The following is a 17626-nucleotide window of genomic DNA, read 5'->3' as shown; positions in this document are numbered from 1 at the left end:
GATGCCTGGCTCAGGCGATGTCGGGCAGGACGATCTCGTCACTGCGCTGCGCGCCGGCGGTGAAGGCGCGGCACAAGTCGAGAAACTCGCGCATGGCCGAGGTCTGGTACTTGCGTTTGTGCCAAATGAAATAGAACTGCCGCGCCAGATCCAGCTCGGGCGTGTGCACCGGCACCAGGCTGCCGCGCCGAAAGGCATCGCGCAGTGCCAGCCGGGAGATGCACCCAATGCCCAGCCCGGACTCCACGGCGCGCTTGATCGCTTCGGTGTGTTCCAGTTCGAGGCGGATATTTAGCGCTAGGCGATGATGACGCATGGCTTGGTCGAATGTCAGGCGCGTGCCCGAGCCCTGTTCGCGCAGAATCCATGCCTCCTGGGTCAGCAACGCCAGACTGGCACTGGGCACCGAAGCCAATGGATGCCGTGGCGCACAGAACACCACCAACTCGTCTTCGACCCAGGGTTGCACCTCGATGTCAGGGTGGCTGCAATCGCCCTCGATCAGCCCCAGGTCGATTTCATAATGCGCCACCTGCTGGACGATGTTCGCGGTGTTCTGGACATGCAGCTTGACCTGGCTTTCGGGGTGCACCTGCATGAAACGGCCGATCAGCAAGGTGGCCAGATAGTTGCCAATGGTCAATGTCGCGCCCACGGCGAGTGAACCGAATCCGGACTTGCCGTTGAGCAGGTCTTCGATTTCCTTGGCCTGATCGAGCAGGGCCACGGCCTGGGGCAGCAGTTGATGACCCAGGGCGTTGAGGCTCAGGCGCTTGCCGGCACGATCGAACAACTGACAGCTCGATTGCCGCTCGAGCTCGGTAATGGAGGTACTGGTCGCCGACTGCGACAGCGACAGCAGGTTGGCGGCGCGTGACACGCTTTCCTGCTGGGCCACGGCGACGAAGACTTGCAACTGGCGAAGTGTGAATCGCATATCTATATAACCGATTACCCATATCTCAATAATCCATTTAACAGATATTGTTGAGCCCCGTAAACTACTGCGCAATCGCGCCCCTGTCAGGCGTACGCTTTTTCTAGGAGCCCCGTACATGAGCAACATGAACCACGAACGTGTACTCAGTGTTCATCACTGGAACGACACCCTGTTCAGCTTCAAGTGCACCCGCGATCCGGGCCTGCGCTTCGAGAACGGGCAGTTCGTGATGATCGGCCTGCAACAGCCCACTGGCCGCCCGCTTATGCGCGCCTATTCGATCGCCAGCCCTAACTGGGAAGAGCATCTGGAGTTCTTCAGCATCAAGGTCCCCGATGGCCCGCTGACCTCGCAGTTGCAGCACCTCAAGGAAGGCGACGAGATCATCATCAGCAAGAAGCCCACCGGCACGCTGGTTCTCGATGACCTCAAGCCGGGCAAGCACCTGTACCTGCTGAGCACCGGCACCGGCCTGGCGCCGTTCATGAGCGTCATCCAGGACCCGGAAACCTACGAGCGTTTCGAAAAGGTCATTCTTTGCCATGGCGTGCGCTACGTGAACGAGGTCGCCTACCGCGAGTTCATCACCGAGCACCTGCCGCAGAACGAGTTCTTCGGCGAGGCACTGCGCGACAAGCTGATCTACTACCCCACCGTGACGCGCGAGCCGTTCGAGAACGAAGGTCGCCTGACTGATCTGATGCGCAGCGGCAAGCTGTTCAGCGATATCGGTCTGCCACCGATCAACCCGCAGGATGACCGTGCCATGCTGTGCGGCAGCCCGAGCATGCTCGACGAAACCAGCGAAGTGCTCAACAGCTTCGGCCTGACCGTCTCGCCGCGCATGCGCGAGCCGGGTGACTACCTGATCGAGCGCGCCTTCGTCGAGAAGTGAGCGGCTGGCCGGCACCATGAAAAAAACCGCCCTTGGGCGGTTTTTTTGTGGGCGACGCGCACGCTCAGGAGGGCACCACTTCCAGCACGCAAATGCGGTCGGGGCTCGGGTAATGCCAGCGCACGTCCACATCCCAGAACCGGGCGCCGTATTCGCGCTCAGGTGCTGGCTTTTGATAAGCCGGACGCGGATCCTGTGCCAGGCATTGCTCGATCAACTCCACCAAGGGCTCGCCCAGGCGCATGGCGTGCGCCCTGGCTTGCGCCAGCCCCGCGTCCAGCCACTGCACGGCAATGGGCTTGGGCGCAGCGCTGGCGATCGCGTTGACGGCAGCAGGGACGTTGTCCGCATAGGGCACGTAGGGTTTGATGTCCAGCACTGGCGTGCCGTCGAGCAAATCGATGCCGGAAAGATGCAGGCGCGCGCCCTCGACCTTGTCCAGGCGGACCACCGATTGACCGATGCCATTGGGCCGATGGGTGGCCCGCGTGGCAAAAACGCCGATCGACTTGTTACCGCCCAGACGCGGCGGACGGACCTTCAGACGCGGCTTGTCTTCCAGTGCCTCATGGAACAGGAACAGCAGCCACACATGGCTGACCTGTTCCAGGCCCTGCACGGCCTCACCCTGATCGAACGGTGGCAGCAGCTCCAGCACGCCGCGCGCGGCCGGCGCCAGTTGGGGCTGGCGCGGGATGGCGAACTTTTCCTTGAAGCAGGAGCGGACAAAACCGATGGGTTCGACGCTGTAGGCCATGGGGCTTAACCACGGACTCGCACGGTCAGGCCCTTGAGGAAGTTGCGCAGCAACTGGTCGCCACACGGACGGTAGTTGTTGTGGCCGAACTTGCGGAACAAGGCGCTCAGTTCCGGCTTGGACACCGGAAAGTCGACCGACTTGAGCACGGCGTGCATGTCGTCTTCCTTGAGCTCGAAGGCCACGCGCAGTTTTTTCAAGACGATGTTGTTGGTGACCGGCAGCTCGACCGCCTGGGCGGGGCGACTCTCGTCGCGACCGCGGCGGTAGATCACCAGGCCATCGAGAAAATGCGCCAGGACGGCGTCCGGACAGTGCACGAAGCCTTCTTCTTCGTCCTTCTTGGTGTAGCTGATGACGTCGGCCTTGCTGATTTCCAGTCCGCCCAAGGCAGTGATGTCGGCAACCTTGCCGTCACTGATGTCGAGCATGTAGCGCACGCTGCGCAGTACATCGTTGTGAATCATGGTGTGAGTCCTGGTTGAACGACACTGCCCAGGCAGCGCCGGAAAAAGAGAGGGTTCAGAATTTTTCCTTGGCCGTCAGGTAGCGCCACTGGCCCAGCGGCAGCTTGCCCATCGACACGCCACCCACGCGAATGCGGCGGATCGAGACGATCGTCAGGCCGACACTGGCGCACAGTTGCTGCAGCACACCGGGTGCCGGGTTCTTCATGGCGAAGCGCAGGCGTGTCTCGTTCTGCCAGCTGGCTTTCACCGCCGGCAGTGCCTTGCCCTTGTACATCGCGCCATGATTGAGGCGGTTGAGGCCGTGTGGGCTCATCTCACCGGTGATCTCCACCACGTATTCCTGTTCGATCTTGGCCGCATCGGCGGTCAGCTTGCGCAGAATCTTCCAGTCCTGGGTGAAGATCTGCAGGCCGCTGGCATTGGCAGGCAGCTCGGCCGCGCAGCTCAGGCGCAGGAAGTGGCCCTTGAGCGGGCGCTTGCCGAAGCCGTGCTCGCTGGACAAGGTCTGAGCGTTCAGCGTGGCCAGCGCGTCTTCGGCGCTCTGTCCCGGTGCCTGGTGCAGCAACAGGGTCACCGGCTCCGGTGCTTCGGCCTTGGCCTGGGAATCGAGCTCGACTTTCTGTGCGTCCACTTTGAACTGCGGTTCGTCGACCACCACGCCGTCAACGGACACCCAGCCGCCTTCGATGAAGAGTTCGGCCTCGCGGCGGGAACACCCGACCAGTTCGATGAGGCGTTTGGAAAGACGAGTGGGTTCAGACATGACTGCGGCCGTAGCAAGGAAAGGGCGCTAGTGTAACTGCCTGGAGGCGGTTAAGCCCGCGCAGATTGCCCGGCGTCTGGCGCCGGTGGCAGGTGTGACGGCGAACCGGGCCGGTCGCCGCCGTCATGCATGTCGAGCCAGGGCAGCTCGAATCAGGCCAGTTCGGCCCACAGATCGTATTCGTCGGCATCGACGATGGTGCACCAGACCTTGTCGCCCGGCTTGAGATGGGTGGCATCGTCGATGAACACGTTGCCGTCGATTTCCGGGGCATCGAAGAAGCAACGGCCCACCGCACCCTGTTCTTCGACCTCGTCGATCAGCACTTCCACGCGCTTGCCGATGCGCATCTGCAGGCGCGCGGCACTGATGGCCTGCTGGTGCGCCATGAAGCGGTCCCAACGGTCCTGCTTCACGTCGTCGGGGACGATGGCCGCGCCCAGCAGGTTGGCAGGCGCGCCCTCGACCGGCGAATACTGGAAGCAGCCAACGCGGTCCAGTTGCGCCTCGCTCAGCCAGTCCAGCAAGTACTGGAAGTCTTCTTCGGTCTCGCCGGGGAAGCCGACGATGAAGGTCGAACGGATGATCAGGTCCGGGCACTGCTCGCGCCACTTCTTGATGCGCGCCAGGGTCTTGTCTTCGAAGGCCGGGCGTTTCATGGCCTTGAGCACTTTTGGGCTGGCGTGCTGGAAGGGGATGTCCAGGTACGGCAGGATCTTGCCGGCCGCCATCAGCGGGATGATGTCATCGACGTTGGGGTAGGGGTACACATAGTGCAGGCGCACCCAGACGCCCAGGGTGCTCAGGGCTTCGCACAATTCGAGCATGCGCGTCTTGACCGGGCGACCGTTCCAGAAGTCGGTCTTGTACTTGACGTCCACCCCGTAGGCGCTGGTGTCCTGGGAGATGACCAGCACTTCCTTGACCCCGGCCTTGACCAGGCGCTCGGCCTCGCTCAGCACATCGCCCACCGGACGGCTGACCAGCTTGCCGCGCATCGAGGGGATGATGCAGAAGCTGCAGCTGTGGTTGCAGCCTTCGGAAATCTTCAGGTAGGCGTAGTGACGCGGCGTCAGCTTGATGCCCTGTGGCGGTACCAGGTCGATCAGCGGGTTGTGGTCATGCCGAGGCGGCACCACCTGGTGCACCGCGTTGACCACCTGCTCGTACTGCTGTGGGCCGGTGACCGACAGCACGCTGGGGTGCACCTTGCGAATGGCATTCTCTTCCACGCCCATGCAGCCGGTAACGATGACCTTGCCATTCTCCTTGAGCGCTTCGCCAATCACTTCCAGGGACTCGGCCTTGGCGGTGTCGATGAAACCACAGGTGTTGACGACCACCACGTCGGCGTCTTCGTAGGTGGATACCACCTGGTAACCTTCCATGCGCAACTGGGTCAGGATTCGCTCGGAATCGACCAGGGCCTTGGGGCAACCCAGCGAGACGAAGCCGACCTTTGGAGCGGCCGACGAAGGAGTGGTGGACATGGCTAACCTCGGTATCGATAGGGCCTCGTGGGCCACTTGGGTGGGCGCTGGGCACGCCTCTGATCAAAAAGTGCGCAATTCTAGCGATGGCGGGGTCGCTTGACCAGCATTATGCGAGGAATTGCGACGAGTGCTGCGCTATGCTTCGCCGCATCTCGCCACATGGCGTTACAAATCACGGGTGCGGGAGTGGTCGATGGTTCAGGCAAGCAGTAACGGCAATGGCGGACATTCGGCGGCCCGACCGATCGGCATGCTGGTGGCAGCGGTCGGTGTCGTTTATGGCGACATCGGCACCAGTCCGTTGTATACGCTCAAGGAGGTCTTTTCCGGGGGCTATGGCGTGCCCATTTCCCACGACGGGGTGCTGGGCATCCTGTCCTTGATCTTCTGGTCGCTGATCTGGGTCGTCTCGATCAAGTACATGCTGTTCGTGCTGCGCGCCGACAACCAGGGCGAAGGCGGCATCATGGCCCTGACGGCGTTGGCGACGCGCGCCACCGCCTCGCTGCCCAAGCTGCGGGCCTTGATGGTGGTGTGCGGACTGGCCGGTGCCGCGCTGTTCTACGGTGACAGCATGATCACCCCGGCGGTGTCGGTGCTTTCGGCCATCGAAGGCATGGAGCTGGCGTTCGATGGCCTGGAGCGCTGGGTAGTGCCGATGGCACTGGTGGTACTGGTGGCGCTGTTCCTGATCCAGAAGCATGGCACGCAGCGCATCGGCAAGCTGTTCGGGCCGGTGATGGTGGTGTGGTTTCTGGTGCTGGGGCTGCTGGGCGCCTACGGGGTGTACCAGCATCCCGAGGTGCTCAAGGCGTTCAACCCGGTATGGGCGGTGCGCTTCTTCATCGTTCACCCCGGCATGGGCGTGGCGATCCTCGGTGCCGTGGTGCTGGCACTGACCGGCGCCGAGGCGCTGTATGCCGACATGGGGCATTTTGGCCGCAAGCCGATTGCCCGCGCCTGGTTCATCCTGGTCCTGCCTGCCCTGGTGCTCAACTACTTCGGGCAGGGCGGCCTGTTGCTGGAAAACCCCGAGGCGGCGCGCAATCCGTTCTTCCTGCTGGCGCCAGGCTGGGCCCTGGTGCCGTTGGTGGCATTGTCCACCCTGGCCACCGTGATCGCTTCGCAGGCGGTGATTTCCGGCGCCTTTTCCCTGACCCAGCAAGCCATCCAGCTGGGCTACATTCCGCGCATGCATATCCAGCACACCTCGAGCAGCGAGCAGGGGCAGATCTATATCGGTGCGGTGAACTGGGCATTGATGGTTGGCGTGGTGCTGCTGGTGATCGGTTTCGAATCCTCCGGTGCGCTGGCGTCGGCCTATGGCGTGGCGGTCACCGGAACCATGTTGATGACCACCATCCTGGTGTCGGCCGTGATGCTGCTGCTGTGGAAGTGGCCACCGGTGCTGGCCGTGCCGGTTCTGCTGGGTTGCCTTCTGGTCGATGGCCTGTTCTTCGCCGCCAACGTGCCGAAGATCATTCAGGGCGGTGCGTTCCCGGTGCTTGCAGGGACCGTGCTGTTCATCCTCATGACTACCTGGAAGCGCGGCAAGCAGCTGCTGGTCGAACGGATCGACGAGGGCGGGTTGCCGCTGCCGATCTTCATCGGCAGCATCAGCGTACAGCCGCCACATCGGGTTCAGGGTACGGCAGTGTTTCTGACCGCACGTTCCGACGCCGTGCCGCACGCGTTGTTGCACAACCTGCTGCATAACCAGGTGTTGCATGAGCAAGTGGTGCTGTTGACGGTGGTCAACGAAGACACGCCGAGGGTGCCGTTGGCACGGCGGTTCGAGGTGCAGAGCTATGGCGAAGGGTTCTTCCGGGTCATTCTGCACTACGGCTTCATGGACGAACCGGACGTGCCCGGCGCCCTGGCCCTGTGCGATCTGCCGGAGCTGGACTTCAGCCCGATGCGCACCACCTATTTCCTCAGCCGCGAGACGGTGATCGCCTCCAAGCTGGCCGGCATGGCGCGTTGGCGCGAGCAGTTGTTCGCCTTCATGCTGAAGAATGCCAATGGCAACCTGCGTTTCTTCAAGCTGCCGGTGAACCGAGTGATCGAGCTGGGTACGCAGGTGGAGATGTAGGTTCGGTGCAGGCCGCATAAAAAAGCCCCGGCACCTGCGCAGGTCCGGGGCTTTGCTTTTACAGCAGGGTCAGTTCGAGCCGGTACGCTTGTCGATCTGCAGCACCAGGCGCTTGGCCAGCGCCGGGTAATTCTCGTCGAAATGGTGGCCACCCGGCAGCTTGAGCTTCTCGCCCACTGCAGTAGCCTCGGTGCAGCCGCTTTCGTCGGCCTCTTCTTCGCCATACACGCACACCACCTTGGCAGCCGGCAGCTTGGCCATTTCCGGTCCGGTGGGGGCCTCCTTGCCCGCGTTGCCGAGCCACCCCTCGACTTCGATCTCGAAGCTGCCACTGCGGGCGAACGCCAACAGGATGATAGCGCTGACACTGTCCTGTGCCTCGGCGGGCAGGCGATTATAGATGGCCGGAAGCACGTCGGCCCCGAACGAATAACCGGTCAGCACGAAGCGTTTCGCACCCCATTTCTGCCGGTAGAAATGCATCAGCTCGACCAGGTCGTCGGCGCTCTGCTCCGGCGTCTTATGCTCCCAGTAGTAGCGCAGGGTATCGATACCCACGGTCGGGTAGCCCATCGTTGCCATGTCGCCGGCAACCGCCTTGTCGAGGTCGCGCCAGCCGCCGTCTCCCGACAGGAACAGGCTGACGGTCTCGTTGCTCTGCGCGGCGGGCACCTCGACCACCGGGATGGCCAGATGGGTGCCTTCGGTGCCGACCAGGATTGCGGTGATCTGGTTCTTCAGCACCTGCGGCAGCTTCACGTCGTAGTCGCTGATGACAGTCTGCGCATTGGGCTGGTCACGCACGAACGCCGCACTGGCATCGTCGGGGTTGTCATTCCAGGCAACCATCCACTGGCCATGCTCGGCCTTCTTCGGTAGCTCCGGCAGACAGCCGTCCGGTTTCTCCACGCTCAGGTCCACGGACACTGCCTGAGCCTTGTCATTGTCCTGGGTGGCCAACCAGCGCCAGGCCAGTGACGCACCCGGACCTATGCCAGCCACCAGGTCCGGTGCGCCGTCGAGACGCTTGATGGCAGCGTCCAGGGCAGCCTGCTGCAGGCCGCAGTCGGTTTCCGGCAGGATCACCTGGACGATGTGCGCCGAGGCATCCCGGCTCAGGTCCAGCAACTGCTTGTCGGTCAAGGCTTCGGCGGCAGGTAGGGCAATCGCCACCCGCGACTTGGTCCGGGTGCCGGGGACCGCTTCGCGGGCCTCGCTGCCGTTGCTCAGGCGCTGGGCGCTGAGCTGCGCTGCAGGAACAGGGCGCGTGGCCCACCAGTAATAACCCGCAATCGCCAGCAGCAGTACCACAATCAAGGCGAACAACTTGCGCCAGTTACGTCGAATCATCAGCGTTTCACCAATCCTGTCAGGCCACCTGCAATGAGGGCGGCGGTATCAGCCAGTGCCACCAGCGGGTCGAGGCCCGCCGGCACGGCCATGTAACGAGGCTCCCAGGTGGGCTGGAACTTGTCCTTGAAGCGACGCAAGCCCTGGAAGTTGTACAGCTGCTCGCCACGGTTGAAAACCATCGAGCCCAGCCGCTGGGTCAGGGGTGCACCGCGCCGCGGCTGCAGGCCCGACAGCGGCACCATGCCCAGGCTGAAGCGAGCGTAGCCGTGCTTCTTGTAGTGCTGGATCAAGCCTACCATCATGAATTCCATGGTCAATTTGGGCGCCTGGGGATGCGCACGCATCAGGTCCAGGCTGGCCAGCTCCCTGCTGTCGGTTTCCAGCAGGTTGGCGAACGCCACCGGCTTGCCCTCGAAATGGACGATGGCTATACGGAAATGGTTCAGGTATTCCGGGCTGAAACGGCCCAGCGAAAAACCCTTCTCGCGTACGTTCTTGCCACTGAGCCAGGCGTCGGAAATGACCTTGAGCTCATCCAGCGGCGCCTGACCGGGCTCGTAGATCTCCAGCGACAGGCCGTCGCGGCCGCCGCGGTTCCAGGTGTAGCGCAGGTCCTTCATCTCCTTGCCCTTGGCTTCCAGATCGAAAGCGTGCAAGTCGACCCGAGCCTCTTCGCCGAGCTTGATCGCGGTCAGGCCGATGTCCATGTAGAACGGCAGGTTCTCCGCCCTGACCTGATAGAACACCGGGCGGGCGTGATGGAAGTCGCACAGGTCGCGAAACTGCCAGATCATTTCGGCACGCGGCTGGGTCGGGCCGATAGGGTCGTACAACGCGACCAGGCTGCGCCCGCGGCGGGCGTACATCAGAAATGCTTCGTCCTTGGGGTGAAACAGCAGCGCCTTGTCGCCGGTCAGGGCCAGGCCACCATCGGGCTGGTGCGACGCCTTGAGGATGGTCGCGGCGCGCTGCAGCTCTTCAGGCGTGGGCAGGTGAATCACCGGGCGTGCGGTACGCAGCAGCCAGGTCAGCGCGACCACGATCAACAGCACCGCACTGCCCAGGGCCGAGCGAAGGCCGCGGGGAGCATCGGCATCCAGTGCGAACTGCCACCACAGCTTGGTGCTGTAGGGCACATCCTGGTAGGCGAAGAACAGCAACCAGATCGATGCGCCCACCACGCACACGCTGGCGATCAGGTACAGCGGCGAAAACGGCAGCTCCAGCAGGCGACTGGGGCGGTAGAACGAGCGCTTGAACACCGCGAGCAGCAGTGCGGTCATGCACAGCAGCGACGCTTCTTCCCAGTCGAAGCCCTTGAGCAGCGACAGCACGGCGCCCGCCAGCAGCAGCACCATGGTCAATACCCAGGCAGCCGACAGGCGGCGTCGCAAACCTTGCGCCAGCAGCAGGCAGAGTACGCCCACCAGGCTCGCGCCCAAGTGCGAGGCGTCGATGAGGCGATGGGGAATGAGGAAGCCGAGGTCCTGCAGGCGGGTGTCGATCTCAGGCGTGGCACCGGAAAACAGCAGCACCACGCCGGACAGGAATACCAGCACCGCCAATATCGGCGCAGCCAGCCCGGAAGCCACGCGTATCGCCTGCTGGGCGAAAAACAGGCGGCGCGCTTCGTTGGCCAGCAGCACAACGCACGCCACCAGCATCGGCAACACCACATAGATCAGGCGATACAGCAGCAGGGCAGCGGCCAGCGGCGCGGCGCCCAGGGTATCGGCGAACGCCGCCAGCAGGATCGCTTCGAACACGCCGACCCCACCGGGTACGTGGCTGAGTACGCCTGCCGCGAGCGCCAGCAGGTAGATCAGCACGAAAGCGCCGAACGGCGGCGCTTCGGGCAGCAACAGATACAGCACGGTGGCTGCGGCCACCACGTCCAGCGCGGTGATGACCAGTTGCAGCAATGTCAGGCGTGCGCTGGGCAGTCGCAGCGTGCGGCGTCCGGCTTGCACCAACAGATTGTCAGGCAGCGGCTGCTCGGCCAGGCGACGTCGATAGACGCCCAGTACCAGCAACGCGGTCAGTACCAGCACGACCGCGGCAATCATCCCCAGCAGCCCTTGCGACAGCCCGAGGGCCGTCGACGCGGCCGGCAGGCTGCTGAGCGTGGCCACCGCAGCGAGCGGCGGCAGGGCGCAACCCAGTGAAAGGCTGGCGAACAGGGTCATGCGCGCGACTTCGCCTGCGCCTACGCCCAGTCGAGAGTACAACCGATAACGCACCGAACCGCCGGACAGCATCGACAGGCCAATCGCGTTGCCGATGGCGAACGAGGTGAACCCCCCCAAGGCCAGGGTGCGTGCCGGGAGGGTGACGTTGGCATAGCGGCTGGCCGACCATTCGTAGCCCAGCAGGATGATGAATCCGCAGACCATGGCCAGCAGCGCCCCGCCCAAAGCGGCAGGCGGGGTAGCCAGGACCGAGTCGTGCAAGGCGTAGATGTCCAGCTCGCTGAGCAGATGCCGACAGGCCAATAGCGCGATGGCGAACAGCAACAGGGTGACGGCCAGCCCTACCGGTTGCCGATAACGGCTCAGCAGATCGAGCCAGCGTGCACGCGCAGGCTTGATCGGGCCGGCAGCGGCAGCGGCGGGGGGGAGTTCCACAGCGGTTGAATCGGGCAAGTCAGAGCGCATCAATCACCTCTTGGATTGTGCGCAACAGGATGCCGGGATCCCGTCAAAGTACCAATCCCTGTGGAAAAAATAATTCGCGCCATTCTAGCGCCTGCGCACGACCGGTGACCGACGCGTGGCCAACTGTAAAGCAACTTTCACATTGCAGGTGTGCAGGGCGTGTTGCCGTGGCAGAGGGCTTTTTCGAGCGCATACGAAAAAGGCCACCCGTTTATAGAGTGGCCCTTCCGATGTTTGGTTGCGGGAGCCGGATTTGAACCGACGACCTTCGGGTTATGAGCCCGACGAGCTACCAGACTGCTCCATCCCGCGTCTGTGGAGGCGCATTCTACAGATAGTTGAAAGGCTGTCAACGCTTAAAATGCATTAAGGTTCGAAACAGGTGAGATACCTGCACCAATGGCAAGAAAAAGCCCCCGGCGCTTGCGCGGCGGGGGCTGATTCACACGGGCTGATTACACCAGCGGCTTGGGCTCGTCCTGGGTATCTTGCGCGACAGCGGCGCTGGATACCTCAGTGTCGGGCTTCGAGGCAGCGACTTTCGCCGCTTCCTCGGCTTCGCGCTTGCGACGACGCACTTCGCGTGGGTCGTTGGGTGCACGACCGTTGCTTGGCAGCGCCGGCGCCGGTTCGGCTTCCTGAACAGGCTCTGGCTCCACGACCGCTGCGGGCTCGCTTGCCTGCACGGGCTCGGCGACGGGGAGGAAAGCAGTCGGTTCGACTACCACAGGCTCGGTTGCCACAGGTTCCGCGCCAGCCGGTTCGCTGATGTGGTGCAAGGCAGGCTCGGCAGGCAACCACGGAGCGTCTGCAGCAGGCTCGGCAGCGCGAGGCTGAGGCGTCGGCTCGCTGAGCTGCGCAGGATCGACCACCACCGGCGCGTCCACTTCGACATCGGCGCCAGGTTGGCTGACCGGCGCTGGTGTGGCGTCGAACGGAGGCGTCACTTCCACCGGCTCGGCGACGTGCTCTTGCACAGGTTCGGCGACCTCGACAGGCTTGGCTGCTTCGATGGCGGGCTGTTGCTCGACCACCGGTGCGGCGCTTTCGTTGGCAGGAGCAGCCCAGGTGTCGGGCGCCGAGACCGTGGCGGGACGTTCGACTTCAGGCTCGCTGTGGGTCTGGGCAGGAGCAACTGCTGCCGTATCTACCGGCACCTCAACGGCCGCCTCTGCGGTCGGCGCGGTGGCGACGATCTCCGGCGCGGCCAGGCTTTCGCTTTCGGCGGCGGCAGTGTCTTCGACGGTAGCAGGCTGCACGCTGCGATTGGCCTGTTCGGCCTGCTCATGGGCCTGGGCTTCGGCAGAGGCACTGATGGCGCCTTCCGCTACCGCTGCGGTGACGGCAACGCCGGCAGCCAGGGCGGCACCGTTCGACTCGCCTTCTGCAGTCGACTCGTTCGACTCTTCCGAGCCCTCGATTACGTCGCCGTTGGCATCGCGTTGACGTTCGCGACGGTTGCTGCGACGACGCTGACCACGGGACCGGCGACGCGGACGATCGCCGTCGTTGCTGTCCTGGCTGTCGTCCTGCAGCAGTTCTTCGCTGGTCAGTACTTCTTCGGCATTGTCGACTTCTGTCTCGACCGGGTTTTCCGAATGCTCGACACGTTCCTCGCGTGCAGCACGGGGCTGACGCTCTTCACGGGCCGGACGCTCTTCGCGCGGTGCACGTTCTTCGCGAGCAGGGCGCTCTTCGCGAGGGGCGCGTTCTTCACGAGGAGCACGCTCTTCGCGAACGACACGTTCTTCACGCGGGGCGCGCTCTTCGCGGGCCGGGCGCTCTTCGCGTGCGCTTGGAGCGTCCAGCGGTTCACGCAGTTCACGGACCCGTGGAGCGTCATCGCCACCATTGCGTGGGCGACGGTCTTCACGCGGCGCGCGCGGTTGGCGCTCCTCGCGCGGTGCGCGGGCAGGGCGTTCTTCACGGGCGGCAGGTGCATCTTCGCGGGCAGCGCGATCTTCACGCGGTGCGCGATCCTCGCGTGGCTTGCGTTCTTCGTCGCGGCGACCGCTGCTGCGGTTGCGGCTCTGCTGGCGGCCGTTGCGACGCTCTTCGCGCGCCGGGCGCTCGGTGGCAGTGGCAGCGGGTTTCTCGACGACCACAGGTGCAGCAGGCGCTTCCTTGGTGGCGAATAGGCTCACCAGCGACTTGACCAGGCCCTTGAACAGGCTGGGTTCGGCGATCTGTGGAGCAGGGGTGGGGGCAGGCGCTGCCGCTGCCACAGGGGCAGGTTCTTCAGCTACGACCGGCGCGGCGGCGCGGGTCGGCGCGGTTTTCACCGCGGCTTCCTGACGAACCAAGGTGCGCGTGGCGGCAACCGGCAGCACTTCTTCCACTTCGGCAGCGGCGATTTCGTAGCTGGATAGGCTGTTCTGCGCTTCCGGGCTGTCGTCACGCAGGCGCTGCACTTCGAAATGCGGCGTTTCCAGGTGATCGTTCGGCAGGATCACGATGCGGGCACGCGTGCGCAGTTCGATCTTGGTGATGGAGTTGCGTTTTTCGTTGAGCAGGAACGCTGCGACCGGAATCGGCACCTGGGCGCGGACCTCGGCGGTGCGGTCCTTCAGAGCTTCTTCTTCGATCAGGCGCAGGATGGCCAGCGACAGCGATTCGACGTCGCGAATGATGCCGGTGCCGCTGCAGCGCGGGCAGACGATGCCGCTGCTTTCGCCCAGCGAGGGGCGCAGGCGCTGACGGGACATTTCCAGCAGACCGAAACGGGAGATGCGGCCCACTTGTACGCGAGCGCGGTCGGCTTCCAGCGACTCACGGACCTTGTCTTCCACGGCGCGCTGGTTCTTGGCCGGCGTCATGTCGATGAAGTCGATGACGATCAGGCCGCCGATGTCGCGCAGACGCAGCTGGCGCGCGATCTCTTCAGCGGCCTCGAGGTTGGTCTGCAGGGCGGTTTCTTCGATGTCGCTGCCTTTGGTGGCGCGCGCCGAGTTGATGTCGATGGACACCAGTGCCTCGGTCGGATCGATGACGATCGAACCGCCGGAAGGCAACTCGACCACGCGCTGGAAAGCGGTTTCGATCTGGCTTTCGATCTGGAAGCGGTTGAACAGTGGCACGCTGTCTTCGTACAGCTTGATCTTGCTGGCGTACTGCGGCATTACCTGGCGGATGAAGGTCAGGGCTTCATCCTGGGCTTCGACGCTGTCGATCAGCACTTCGCCGATGTCCTGGCGCAGGTAGTCGCGGATCGCACGGATGATGACGTTGCTTTCCTGGTAGATAAGGAAAGGTGCGGAGCGGTCCAGCGAGGCTTCCTTGATCGCGGTCCACAGTTGCAGCAGGTAGTCCAGGTCCCACTGCATCTCTTCGCTGCTGCGGCCAAGGCCGGCGGTGCGAACGATCAGGCCCATGTCGGCAGGGGCGACCAGGCCATTGAGTGCTTCGCGCAATTCGTTGCGCTCTTCACCCTCGATGCGACGGGAAATGCCGCCAGCACGCGGATTGTTCGGCATCAGTACCAGATAACGACCGGCAAGGCTGATGAACGTGGTCAGGGCGGCGCCCTTGTTGCCGCGCTCTTCCTTTTCGACCTGGACGATGACTTCCTGGCCTTCGCTCAGGACTTCCTTGATGTTGACGCGGCCTTCGGGGTTTTTCTTGAAGTACTCGCGGGAGATTTCCTTGAGGGGCAGGAAGCCGTGGCGTTCCGAGCCGAAGTCGACGAAGGCGGCTTCAAGGCTGGGTTCGATGCGAGTGATGCGGCCTTTATAGATGTTGGCCTTCTTCTGCTCGCGGGCGCCCGACTCGATGTCCAGGTCGTAGAGGCGCTGGCCGTCTACAAGGGCAACACGCAACTCTTCGGGTTGAGTCGCGTTGATCAGCATTCTTTTCATGTAGTACCGTCGGTTTCCGGGCTGCCGGAAACGGCGTTCGGCACACACGACTTCTCACGGTCGGTGTCAGGTGCGTCAACAGGGCCTAGGCCACTGCAGTGTCCAGCGATTTCTGCCCAACAGGGGCGGAACCGCGACGACGCGTCCTGCTTGCTGTGGTGTCAAAAGCACTCAGTCAGGAGGAGGAATCAATCGTCTGGCGTGGACGCCCTTGAGCGTCTTGTTAAAGACCGGCATGGCAGAAGTGCCTGAGGCTGCTTCCTGCCGTGACGCGGTGCTACACGGTCCGACGGTTGTGCATCTCCACCCTACACGTATCCCTGATAATTCGGGTGCTGCCGCGCGCTGAATCCGCAACGGGTTGGCAATATCGCGAACTTCAATTCGTAAAGTTCGCCCTGTATGACTAAGGCATTGGGTTTCCGAAGCTTGTACCTGAACTGGGTAAGGACGACTGCAAAGCGTAAGTGGCGTCGAACGAAAGGCAGGAAGGTGTCCGGTATGCCGGGGTTCCTGGGCTTTCATCGGTTTTCTCGCACCTGCGCGGCGTTGCCCTCAAACACTCCGTAACTGGCAAAAGCCCCGTAGGACGGCCTCGCGTCCTCGAGAATTGCGTTGGTCAGGGCCGGTTCATAACCGCTTGTCCGCTGCCCAGCCGCTTATGGCGGCGTTCGCGACTATAGCAGCAATCATTAAGTGCTTCAAATCCATAAAAAATTGTTATGATCGCGGCCATGACGACTACTACTCCCCCAACCTCCGGCGTTCAGCTGATCGAGGTTGCGCCGGAACTTGCCGGCCAACGCATAGACAACTTTCTCATCACGGCGCTCAAGGGCGTGCCTAAAACCTTGATCTATCGCATCCTGCGCAAGGGCGAAGTGCGGGTGAACAAAGGGCGCATCAAGCCGGAATACAAGCTGCAGGCCGGCGACATCGTGCGCGTGCCGCCGGTGCGCCTGCCCGAGCGCGACGCGCCCGTGCCGGTTGCCCAGGGGCTGCTGCAACGGCTCGAAGACGCCATCGTCTACGAGGACAAGGCCTTGATCGTGCTGAACAAGCCGGCGGGTATTGCCGTGCATGGCGGCAGCGGCCTGAGCTTCGGCGTGATCGAAGCCTTTCGCCAGTTGCGCCCTGACACCAAGGAGCTCGAGCTGGTGCATCGGCTGGATCGCGACACGTCCGGGCTGCTGATGATCGCCAAGAAACGCTCCATGCTGCGCCACCTGCACGCGGCGCTGCGTGGCGACGGTGTCGACAAGCGCTACATGGCGCTGGTGCGTGGACATTGGGCGACCGCCAAGAAGCAGGTCAATGCGCCCCTGCTCAAGAGCAACCTGCGCTCGGGCGAGCGCATGGTCGAGATCAACGAAGAAGGCAAGGAAGCGCTGACCCTGTTCAAGGTGCTGCGCCGCTTCGGCGACTTCGCGACCATCGTCGAGGCACGCCCGATCACCGGGCGCACCCATCAGATTCGCGTGCACGCCCTGCATGCCGGGCACGAGATCGCCGGCGACACCAAGTACGGTGACGAAAACTTCTCCAAAGAGATTCGCGAGCTGGGCGGCAAGCGTCTGTTCCTGCACGCCTACGCGCTGACCGTGCCGCTGCCCGATGGCGGCGAGTTGAAGGTCGAGGCGCCGGTCGATGAGGTCTGGGCCCGGACCGTGGAGCGCCTGAGTGCAAGCTGACTACTCGCTGCTGATCTTCGATTGGGACGGCACCCTGTGCGATTCCATTGGCCGGATCGTCGAGGCCATGCACGCCGCGGCGACACTGTCGGGCTATCCGCCATGCAGTGACGAGGCGGTCAAGGGCATCATCGGTCTGGCCCTGTCCGAAGCCATCGGCGTGCTGTATCCCCAGCTTGACGAGGCCCAGGTGTTGACCATGCGCGCGCATTACGCCGATGCCTACATGGCCCTGGACGCCACGCCGTCTGCGCTGTTTCCCGGTGTGCGCGAAGCCTTGCTCGGGTTTCGCGAACAGGGCTACCGCCTTGCCGTGGCAACCGGCAAGGCGCGCCGTGGGCTGGATCGCGTGCTCAAGGCGCATGGCTGGGAAGACTTTTTCGACATCACCCGTGCTGCCGATGAAACCCGCGGCAAGCCCCATCCTCTGATGCTCGAGCAGATCATGAGCCACTGCGCAGTGGGGGCCGAGCGCTCGCTGATGGTTGGCGATGCCTCGTTCGATCTATTGATGGCGCGCAATGCCGGCATGCACAGCGTGGCCGTCGGTTACGGGGCACTGCCGCTGCATGTGCTGCGCCAATACGAACCGCAGATGTGCATCGAATCGTTCGATCAATTGCCCGCGTGGCTCGACAGTCGTCGCGTATCAGCCTGACCAAGG

General features: G+C 63.4%; 12 protein-coding genes and 1 tRNA gene. 4 read left to right on the top strand and 9 right to left on the bottom strand.

The features are described from left to right. Window positions 1-10 precede the first annotated feature (10 nt). On the bottom strand, window positions 11-937 hold the full coding sequence (locus IFT57_RS22085) for a LysR family transcriptional regulator (RefSeq protein WP_122476517.1): 927 nt from the start codon (window positions 935-937) through the stop codon (window positions 11-13). Between the two features lie 118 nt (window positions 938-1055). Here IFT57_RS22085 and fpr point away from each other — a divergent pair, with 118 nt between their 5' ends. Further along, a complete protein-coding gene (gene fpr / locus IFT57_RS22080; protein WP_122476516.1) occupies window positions 1056-1835 on the top strand; it encodes a ferredoxin-NADP reductase in 780 nt (259 codons plus the stop codon). 64 nt (window positions 1836-1899) lie between these two features. On the opposite strand, the gene tsaA is transcribed toward fpr, so the two are convergent. The 4 genes from tsaA to rimO form a co-directional block, all read right to left on the bottom strand. After that, a complete protein-coding gene (tsaA, locus tag IFT57_RS22075) occupies window positions 1900-2592 on the bottom strand; it encodes a tRNA (N6-threonylcarbamoyladenosine(37)-N6)-methyltransferase TrmO (RefSeq protein ID WP_192152671.1) in 693 nt (230 codons plus the stop codon). 5 nt (window positions 2593-2597) lie between these two features. After that, a complete protein-coding gene (locus IFT57_RS22070) occupies window positions 2598-3059 on the bottom strand; it encodes a DUF1456 family protein (protein WP_122795084.1) in 462 nt (153 codons plus the stop codon). Between the two features lie 55 nt (window positions 3060-3114). Next, window positions 3115-3825 (bottom strand): rRNA pseudouridine synthase, encoded by a 711-nt coding sequence (locus tag IFT57_RS22065; protein WP_192152670.1) that lies wholly within the window; start codon window positions 3823-3825, stop codon window positions 3115-3117. 152 nt (window positions 3826-3977) lie between these two features. Next, complete coding sequence (gene rimO / locus IFT57_RS22060; protein ID WP_192152669.1) at window positions 3978-5315, bottom strand: 30S ribosomal protein S12 methylthiotransferase RimO; 1338 nt, start codon at window positions 5313-5315, stop codon at window positions 3978-3980. Window positions 5316-5511: 196 nt separating this feature from the next. Between rimO and IFT57_RS22055 the strand changes: the two genes are divergently transcribed. After that, window positions 5512-7410, top strand: a complete 1899-nt coding sequence (locus tag IFT57_RS22055) for a potassium transporter Kup (RefSeq protein ID WP_122714007.1) — start codon at window positions 5512-5514, stop codon at window positions 7408-7410. A gap of 69 nt (window positions 7411-7479) precedes the next feature. Here the strand turns inward: IFT57_RS22055 and IFT57_RS22050 are convergent, their stop codons facing one another. The 4 genes from IFT57_RS22050 to rne form a co-directional block, all read right to left on the bottom strand. Further along, entirely contained in the window at window positions 7480-8760 is a 1281-nt protein-coding gene (locus IFT57_RS22050; RefSeq protein ID WP_192152668.1) for a virulence factor family protein, read from the bottom strand. After that, on the bottom strand, window positions 8760-11417 hold the full coding sequence (gene mprF, locus IFT57_RS22045; protein ID WP_192152667.1) for a bifunctional lysylphosphatidylglycerol flippase/synthetase MprF: 2658 nt from the start codon (window positions 11415-11417) through the stop codon (window positions 8760-8762). Before mprF ends, IFT57_RS22050 begins: the two co-directional genes overlap by 1 nt. Window positions 11418-11652: 235 nt before the next feature. Beyond that, window positions 11653-11729, bottom strand: a tRNA-Met gene (locus IFT57_RS22040). Between the two features lie 143 nt (window positions 11730-11872). Further along, window positions 11873-15262 carry a ribonuclease E gene (rne, locus tag IFT57_RS22035; protein ID WP_192152720.1) on the bottom strand — a complete coding sequence of 1130 codons (3390 nt, stop codon included), beginning with the start codon at window positions 15260-15262 and terminating at the stop codon, window positions 11873-11875. Between the two features lie 743 nt (window positions 15263-16005). Here rne and rluC point away from each other — a divergent pair. Next, a complete protein-coding gene (rluC, locus tag IFT57_RS22030) occupies window positions 16006-16962 on the top strand; it encodes a 23S rRNA pseudouridine(955/2504/2580) synthase RluC (protein ID WP_122476782.1) in 957 nt (318 codons plus the stop codon). Beyond that, on the top strand, window positions 16952-17620 hold the full coding sequence (locus IFT57_RS22025; RefSeq protein WP_192152666.1) for an HAD-IIIA family hydrolase: 669 nt from the start codon (window positions 16952-16954) through the stop codon (window positions 17618-17620). The genes rluC and IFT57_RS22025 overlap by 11 nt, the downstream gene beginning before the upstream one ends. Window positions 17621-17626 lie beyond the last annotated feature (6 nt).

It is taken from the genome of Pseudomonas sp. CFBP 13719, from assembly GCF_014842095.1.
GTDB lineage: Bacteria > Pseudomonadota > Gammaproteobacteria > Pseudomonadales > Pseudomonadaceae > Aquipseudomonas.
Note: the sequence above shows the minus strand (reverse complement) of the source record. Positions and strands in the feature narration are given on the sequence as shown.

Excerpts from the sequence above, each read along its gene's own strand:
- IFT57_RS22085 (WP_122476517.1), bottom strand. The coding sequence starts at position 937 with ATGCGATTCACACTTCGCCAGTTGCAAGTCTTCGTCGCCGTGGCCCAG.
- fpr (WP_122476516.1), top strand. The coding sequence starts at position 1,056 with ATGAGCAACATGAACCACGAACGTGTACTCAGTGTTCATCACTGGAAC.
- tsaA (WP_192152671.1), bottom strand. The coding sequence starts at position 2,592 with ATGGCCTACAGCGTCGAACCCATCGGTTTTGTCCGCTCCTGCTTCAAG.
- IFT57_RS22070 (WP_122795084.1), bottom strand. The coding sequence starts at position 3,059 with ATGATTCACAACGATGTACTGCGCAGCGTGCGCTACATGCTCGACATC.
- IFT57_RS22065 (WP_192152670.1), bottom strand. The coding sequence starts at position 3,825 with ATGTCTGAACCCACTCGTCTTTCCAAACGCCTCATCGAACTGGTCGGG.
- rimO (WP_192152669.1), bottom strand. The coding sequence starts at position 5,315 with ATGTCCACCACTCCTTCGTCGGCCGCTCCAAAGGTCGGCTTCGTCTCG.
- IFT57_RS22055 (WP_122714007.1), top strand. The coding sequence starts at position 5,512 with ATGGTTCAGGCAAGCAGTAACGGCAATGGCGGACATTCGGCGGCCCGA.
- IFT57_RS22050 (WP_192152668.1), bottom strand. The coding sequence starts at position 8,760 with ATGATTCGACGTAACTGGCGCAAGTTGTTCGCCTTGATTGTGGTACTG.
- mprF (WP_192152667.1), bottom strand. The coding sequence starts at position 11,417 with ATGCGCTCTGACTTGCCCGATTCAACCGCTGTGGAACTCCCCCCCGCC.
- rne (WP_192152720.1), bottom strand. The coding sequence starts at position 15,262 with ATGCTGATCAACGCGACTCAACCCGAAGAGTTGCGTGTTGCCCTTGTA.
- rluC (WP_122476782.1), top strand. The coding sequence starts at position 16,006 with ATGACGACTACTACTCCCCCAACCTCCGGCGTTCAGCTGATCGAGGTT.